The sequence below is a fragment of the Actinomadura sp. NPDC048032 genome, assembly GCF_040653175.1.
Classification (GTDB): Bacteria; Actinomycetota; Actinomycetes; order Streptosporangiales; family Streptosporangiaceae; genus Spirillospora; species Spirillospora verrucosospora.
Map to the genome: position 1 here is coordinate 1 of NZ_JBEZJP010000413.1, position 7,362 is coordinate 7,362.

Genomic DNA, 7,362 nt, shown 5'->3' on the forward strand with positions numbered 1-7,362 from the left:
GCTGTTCGCGCTCTACCTCGCCGGGGGCGACGACACCGGCATGCCGCGCGTCGCCCCCTACAAGAACTACCTGGCCTGGCTCGCCGCGCAGGACCGCGCCGCCGCCGAGGACGCCTGGCGCCGCGCCCTCGACGGCTTCCACGAGCCCACGCTCGTCGCACCCGGCGCGCCCGAGCCGGACTCCGGCGACGGCACGCCGGGACGCGTCCGCACCCGCCTCACCGAGGAGCTCACCTCCGCGCTCAACGCGCGCGCCCGCGCCCAGGGCGTCACGCTGAACACGGTCGTGCAGCTCGCCTGGGCGGCGCTTCTCAGCGGCCTCACCGGAGCGGACGACGTCGTGTTCGGAGCGGCCGTCTCCGGCCGCCCGCCGGAGCTCCCCGGCGTCGAGCAGATGATCGGCCTGTTCATCAACACGCTGCCGATCCGCGTCCGGGTCCGCCCCGCCGACACCGTCGCCGAGGCGCTCGCCCGCCTCCAGGACGAGCAGGCCGCGCTGATGCCGCACCACCACCTCGGGCTGGCCGACATCCAGCGCCTCACGGGCACCGGGACGCTGTTCGACACCATGACCGTCCTGGAGAACTACCCGTTCGACCCGGACGCCGCCGGCGCCGACCTCGGCGGGCTGACCCTCCGCGACGTGGACGGGTACGACGCCACCCACTACCCGCTGACGTTCGCCGCCGTCCCCGGCCGCCGCCTGTCCCTGCGCATCGACCACCGCCCCGACCTCTTCGGCCGGGACGACGCCGAGCGGCTGATGCGGCGCCTACTGCGCATCCTGGACGCGGTCGCGCACCGGCCGCACCTGCCGCTCGGCCGCATCCCCGTCCTGGACGACGAGGAGCGCGCCGACGTCCTGCGGAACTGGCAGGGGGCCGGGACGGACCGCGCCCCCGGCACCCTCACCGGCCGGTTCGCCGCGCAGTGCGCGAAGAACCCGGACGCGACCGCCCTCCGCGCGGCCGGGGAGCCGATCGCCTACGCGGAGCTGGACGCCCGCGCGAACCGGCTGGCGCACCGGCTGATCGAACTGGGCGTCGGCCCGGAGACGTGCGTCGCCCTCCTGCTCGAACGGTCCGCCGACGTCGCCGTCGCGTCCCTGGCGGTCCTCAAGGCGGGCGGCGCCTACGCGCCCGTCCACCCCGGCCAGCCGCCGGAGCGGATCGCGTGGGCGGTCCGCGAGGCCGGCGCGCCCGTCCTGGTCGTCGACGGGGCCATGCGCGACCGGGCCGCCGCCCTCGGCGCCGCCGCGCGGATCGTCGCCGTGGACGACCCGGACCTCGCCGGCGCGCCGGACACCGACCCGGGGGTGCCGTGCCACCCGGACCAGCTCGCCTTCGTGTTCTTCACCTCGGGCTCCACCGGCCTGCCGAAGGGCGTCATGGTGACGCACCGCGACGCCGTCGCCCTCGCCACCGACGGACGGCTGCGGGGCGGCGCCCACGACCGGGTCCTCGTCCACTCCTCGCACGCGTTCGACGCGTCGACCTACGAGCTGTGGACGCCGCTGCTGAACGGCGGCACGGCCGTCATCGCGCCCCCCGGCCACCTGGACGCCGCCGCGCTGCAGGAGGTCATCGAGACCGAGGACGTCACCGCCGCCTTCCTCACCACCACCCTGTTCAACCTCGTCGGCGAGGAGCGCCCGCACGCCTTCGCCCGGCTCCGCGAGGTGCTGACCGGCGGGGAGGCCGGGTCGCCCGCCGCGATGCGCAAGGTCCTCGCCGCCTGCCCGGACACCGAGCTCGTCCACGTGTACGGGCCCACCGAGGCCACCACGTACGCGACCGCCGCGCCGCTGCGCGGGCCCCTCGCCGACCCGGCGGAGCGCACGCCGGTGCTCGGCCGCCCCTACGACGACATGCGCGTCTACGTGCTGGACCAGGGGCTGCGCCCCGTCCCGCCCGGCGTCGTCGGCGAGGCCTACCTCGCGGGCGCCGGCGTCGCCCGCGGCTACCTGCGGCGGCCCGCGCTCACCGCCGAACGGTTCGTCGCCGACCCGTTCGGCGCGCCCGGCGACCGCATGTACCGGACCGGCGATCTCATGCGGTGGCGGCCCGACGGGAACCTGGAGTACGTCGACCGCGCCGACCTCCAGGTCAAGATCCGCGGCTTCCGGATCGAGCTGGGCGAGGTCGAGGCGGCGATCGCCGCGCACCCCGGCGTCGCCAACGTGGCCGTCGTCGCCCGCGAGGAGGCGTCCGGCGCCAAGGCGCTCGTCGCCTACGTCATCGCGCCCGCTCCGGCCTCCCCGGAGGACGGGGACCCGGAGAGCGCCGGCGAGGGGAGGCCGACGGACGGCCTGCGCGAGTTCGTCCGGGCGCGGCTGCCGGAGTACATGGTGCCCGCCGCGTTCGTCCGGCTGGACACGTTCCCCGTCGGCCCGACCGGCAAGCTCGACCGGCGCGCCCTGCCCGCCCCCGACTACGCCGCGGCCGGCGGCCGCGACCCGCGCACCCCGGAGGAGGAGCGGCTGTGCGGGCTCGTCGCGGACGTCCTCGGCCTCGACCGGGTCGCCGCCGACGTCAGCTTCTTCGACCTCGGCGGCGACAGCATCGCCGCGCTGAAGCTCTCCACCCGGGCCCGGCAGGCCGGGGTCGAGCTGACGCCCCGCGACGTGTTCACCCACCAGACCGTCGAGGCGCTCGCCAGGGCCGGCGACCCGGGCGACCGGATCGGCTTCGAGGTGCTGCTCCCGATCCGGACGCGCGGGTCCCGCCCGCCGGTGTTCTTCGTCCACCCGGCCGGCGGCCTCGCCTGGCCCTACCTGCAGTTCCAGCGGCACCTCGGGCCGGACCAGCCCGTCTACGGGCTGCAGGCCCGCGCGTTCACGCGGTCCGAGCTGCCGGAGTCGGTGGCGGAGATGGCCGGGGACTACCTGGAGCAGATCAGGTCGGTGCGGCCGTCCGGGCCCTACCACCTCGCGGGCTGGTCCCTCGGCGGCCTCGTCGCCTACGAGATGGCCGTCCGGCTCCAGGCCGAGGGCGAGACCGTCGGGCTCCTCGCGCTCATCGACTCCTACCACGGCCAGGACCTCGCGGGGGACGAGCGGGAGATCCTGCCCGAGCTGCTGCAGGGCATCGGCGTCGACGCCAGGGCGATCGCCCCGGACGGCAACCCCGACATGGAGCAGATCATGGGGATCCTCGCCGACCGCGACGACGCCCTCGCCACCCTCGGCGAGGACGACCTGGTCAACGTCTACCGCAACTACGAGAACGGGCTCCGGCAGGCCGGGGAGTACCGGCCGGGACGGTTCCGCGGCGACGTGGTGTTCTTCACCGCCCAGCGGGGCCGCACCGCGCAGTCGCCCACCGGGCCGTCCAACTGGGGGCCGCTCGTGGACGGCGAGATCGAGGACTACCCGGTCGACACCGAGCACCACCTGCTCATGGACCCGGGCCCGGCCGCCGAGATGGGCGCCGTCCTGGCCGCCAAGCTCGACAAACTCCACAGCGGAACGCGGGATCGCTGAAGCAGGCACGGAAAGGAACACCATGTCGAACCCCTTCGAGGACCCGGACGGCACCTACCTCGTGCTCGTCAACGACGAGGGCCAGCACTCCCTGTGGCCGTCCTTCGCCGAGGTCCCCGCCGGCTGGACGGTGGCCAAGGACGAGGACACCCGCCAGGCGTGCCTCGACTACGTCGACGAGAACTGGACGGACATGCGGCCGAAGAGCCTCGTCGAGGCCATGGGTGAGTGAGGCGGGCTGGAGGCCGCCGGAGACCGGGCGTCTGCGGATCCCCTCGGTCACCGAGTGGGAGATGGAGATGCTGGACGCCGCCGACCTGCGGCCCGCACCGCTGCCGGGCGTCGAGATGACGTTCACCCTCGCCGGGCTGCCGTCCCCGGACATCAGCCGCGCCCTCTACGCGACCGTCGGCGCCCGCGTCTGCTGGACCGACCGCTTCCCGTGGACGTACGAGCAGTGGCGGGCCTGGGTGGAGCGCCCGGAGCTGTCCACCTGGATCGCCATGGCCGAGGGCACGATCGCGGGCTTCTTCGAGATCGAGGCGCAGCCCCGCGGCGACACCGAGATCCACCTGGTGGGGCTCACCCCCGCGTTCGTCGGGCGCGGCTACGGCGGCTACCTCGTCGAGCAGTGCACCCGCCGGGCCTGGCAGCGCGGCGAGCTGTGGGCGCTCGCCGGCGGGCCCGCGACGCGCGTGTGGCTGCGCACCAGCAGCCTCGACCACCCGAACGCCATCGCCAACTACCGGAGGCGGGGCTTTAAGGTGGCGGCGGAGAGCACCGCGCCGAAGCTCGTGCCGGACCCGCGGGTCGCGCCGTGGCCGCTGCCGGGCGACCCCCGCGCGGAGTGCCGCAGGCACGAGGAGGAGGAGTTGATCACGTGACCTGGTTCCGCTGCCCCGAGCCGCGCCCCTGGGCGTCGATGCGGCTGTTCTGCCTGCCGCACGCGGGCGGGTCGGCGGTGTTCTACCGGTCGTGGGCCAAGGAGGCCGGCCCGGCCGTCGAGGTCCAGGCCGTCCAGTACCCGGGGCGCGCCGACCGGATGGCGGACGCGTTCGTCACCGACGCCCGGCAGCTCGCCCGCCTCATCGCCGGCGCGATGGCGCCGCTGACGGACCGCCCCGCCGCGCTGTTCGGCCACAGCATGGGCGCCGTCCTCGCCTACGAGGTGGCCCGTCTGCTGGAGGAGCGGGGCGCCGCTCCCGTGCACGTGTTCGCCTCGGGGGCCCGCCCGCCCGACGACCGGGGCGACGAGCGCGTCGGCGACAAGGACGACGACGGCCTCGTCGCCGAGCTGGTGGGTCTCGGGGGAACCGACGCGGAACTGCTGGCGGAGCCGGAGCTGCGCGAGCTCGTCCTGCCGTACGTCCGCAACGACTTCACGCTGATCGAGCGGTACGCGCACCGGCCCGAGCCGCCGCTGACCGTCCCGGTGACCGCGATCATCGGGGACGCCGACCCGCACGTGGACCGGGAGCGGGCCCGCGGCTGGGAGCGCGCCACCCGCGGCCGGTTCGCGCTCCGGGTGCTTCCCGGCGGGCACTTCTACCTGGCCGAGCAGCGGTCCGCCGTGATCGCCGAGGTGCTGCGGACCCTGGAGGTCCCCGCCCTCTGACGTGGCGGACGGGCCGCCCCCACGGGAGTCCGTGGCGGGGGCGGCCCGTCGCTGAGGGGGAGCCTCCTGAGGGGTCGTCTAGTAGACGGACGCCCCGTACACCGACAGCGGCTCGGTGATGGGCTGGAAGAACGTCGTCCCGCCCGAGGAGCAGTTGCCGCTGCCGCCCGAGGTCAGGCCGAGCGCGGTGCTCCCGGCGAACAGGGAGCCGCCGCTGTCGCCCGGCTCGGCGCACACCGTGGTGCGGATGAGGCCGCTGACGCTGCCCTCCTGGTAGTTCACCGTCTGGTTGAGGGCGGTGACCTGACCGCTGTGCAGGCCGGTGGTGCTGCCGCTGCGGTACACGGTCTGGCCGACGGAGGCGTTGCCCGCGCTGGTGATGTCGCGGGTGCCGCTGTAGAGGCTGACCGAGCCCTGCGTGTCGGTGGGCGTCGAGGAGTAGGTGACGATGCCGTAGTCGTTGCCGGGGAAGCTGCTGCCGGCGGTGCGGCCCAGCGTCCGGCCCGAGCTGTCGGTCCAGGTCGAACCGATGTTGGTGCAGTGCCCGGCCGTGATGAAGGCGTAGCCGCTTCCCCTCCTGACGTTGAAGCCCAGCGAGCAGCGGGCGCCGCCGGTGTAGATGGCCTCGCCGCCCCGGGTGAGCGTCTGGAACCTGCCGGCGACGCTCTCGGTGCGGACCGCCGCGCCCTGCCTGCTCGCGGCCGCGCGGACCTTCTTGAGCCGGGCGCCCTTGACCGTGCTGTCCACGCTGAGGACGACCTGGTTGCTCGCCGGGTCCACGGCCCAGGCGGTGCCCGGGACGGTCGCGTCGCGCTTGAGCGCGGCCTCGACCTTCTTCAGGTCCGCGCCGCTGCGCGCGACGGTGCGCGGCACCGCGCCCGCGGCGCGCACGGTCTGGGCGGCCTGAGCGTCGGTGACCGTGACGACCAGCTTGCCGTCCTTGAGGTAGGAGCCCGCGCTGCGGGTTCCGAGCTGGTGCGCCAGGGACGTCGCGAGGTCGCCGGGAGCGGCGGGGGCGGCGGGGGACGCGGACGCGGTGGGAGCGGCGGCCAGGGTGGTGGCCACCAGGCCGGCCGCGGCCGTGGTGACGGCCGCGGCGCGGACGCGCCTGTGACGGATCTTCACTTGTGCCTCCACGGGGGATAGGGCGCACCCGAGTGGTGCGCCGGAGGTCATCGACATGGTGTAAGAACGGTCAAGGCGGGCGTAAGACGCAGAAGGTGACCAATTCGGCACGTTCGCGTTGGCACTCTCGGAGCGGCGTGCGTGGTCAGTCCGGCAATGCCCGGCCGCCGCTCGCCGGGCGAGAACGAGGTTCGGCCCCGGCCCTTTCGCCGAAACGGCCAAAGGACCAGGGCCGAAACCCGCGTGGCCTCCCGCCGCCTGGGAGCTCCGGCGGGCCGCCGAGGGCCGGCTAGTAGATCTCGACCCCGAACGCCGACAGCGGCTCGGACACGGGCTGGAAGAACGTGACGCCGCCGGACGAGCAGTCGCCGCTGCCGCCCGAGGTCAGCCCGACCGCGCTCGACCCGGCGAACAGCGGGCCGCCGCTGTCGCCCGGCTCGGCGCACACCGTCGTCTGGATGAGGCCGCCGACGCTGCCCTCCTGGTAGTTCACCGTCTGGTCGAGCGCGGTGACCTGCCCGTCGTGGACGCCGGTGGTGCTGCCGCTGCGGGTCACGGTCTCGCCGACCGTGGCGTCGGCCGCGCCCGTGATGTCCTGGAACCCGCCGTCGACCGTGACGCCGCCCCGCGCGTCCTCCGGGGCGGAGGCGTACTTGACGAGGCCGTAGTCGTCGCCGGGGAAGCTGCTGCCGGCATTGCCGCCGAGCGTGCCCCCCGACCCGTCGGTCCACGTGGAGCCCGCCTCGGTGCAGTGCCCCGCCGTCAGGAAGTAGTACTCGCCTCCCTTCCTGACGTTGAAGCCGAGCGAGCAGCGGGCGCCGCCGGTGTAGATCGGGTCGCCGCCCGCGGTGAACATGCGGAACGTTCCCGCGACCCGCGTGGTGCGCACGGCCGCGCCCTGCTCGGCCGCGGCCCTGCGCACCTTCCTGAGCCCGGCTCCCCTGACCGTGCCGTCCATGGTGAGGACGACCTGGTTGGCGGCCGGGTCGACGGCCCAGGCGGTGCCCGGGACGGTCGCGTCGCGCTTGAGCGCGGCCAGGACCTTCTTCAGGTCGGTGGTGCCCAGTGCCTTGCCGGAACGGATGTAGAACGGGACGTCGGCCCAGCGCCAGTTGTTGATGCGCAGGCGCAGCGCCGCGTA

The 7,362-nt window shown here is 74.8% G+C and carries 6 protein-coding genes; 4 read left to right on the forward strand and 2 right to left on the reverse strand.

What is annotated here, in order from left to right:
- From AB0C69_RS34755 to AB0C69_RS34770, 4 genes are all read left to right on the forward strand, one after another.
- Positions 1–3,481 (forward strand): amino acid adenylation domain-containing protein (locus AB0C69_RS34755; RefSeq protein ID WP_360359378.1); only part of this gene is annotated, 3,481 nt, incomplete at its 5' end.
- 22 nt (positions 3,482–3,503) lie between these two features.
- A complete protein-coding gene (locus AB0C69_RS34760) occupies positions 3,504–3,713 on the forward strand; it encodes an MbtH family protein (RefSeq protein ID WP_345187580.1) in 210 nt (69 codons plus the stop codon).
- The gene (locus AB0C69_RS34765) at positions 3,706–4,365 is read left to right on the forward strand and encodes a GNAT family N-acetyltransferase (RefSeq protein ID WP_360359381.1); all 660 of its coding nucleotides are present in this window, start codon (positions 3,706–3,708) and stop codon (positions 4,363–4,365) included. Before AB0C69_RS34760 ends, AB0C69_RS34765 begins: the two co-directional genes overlap by 8 nt.
- Positions 4,362–5,096 carry an alpha/beta fold hydrolase gene (locus AB0C69_RS34770; protein WP_345187576.1) on the forward strand — a complete coding sequence of 245 codons (735 nt, stop codon included), beginning with the start codon at positions 4,362–4,364 and terminating at the stop codon, positions 5,094–5,096. The genes AB0C69_RS34765 and AB0C69_RS34770 overlap by 4 nt, the downstream gene beginning before the upstream one ends.
- Before the next feature lie 78 nt (positions 5,097–5,174).
- On the opposite strand, the gene AB0C69_RS34775 is transcribed toward AB0C69_RS34770, so the two are convergent.
- Together AB0C69_RS34775 and AB0C69_RS34780 are read right to left on the reverse strand one after the other, a co-directional pair.
- On the reverse strand, positions 5,175–6,221 hold the full coding sequence (locus tag AB0C69_RS34775) for a S1 family peptidase (protein WP_345187574.1): 1,047 nt from the start codon (positions 6,219–6,221) through the stop codon (positions 5,175–5,177).
- Positions 6,222–6,510: 289 nt separating this feature from the next.
- Positions 6,511–7,362 (reverse strand): trypsin-like serine protease (locus AB0C69_RS34780; protein ID WP_360359385.1); only part of this gene is annotated, 852 nt, incomplete at its 5' end.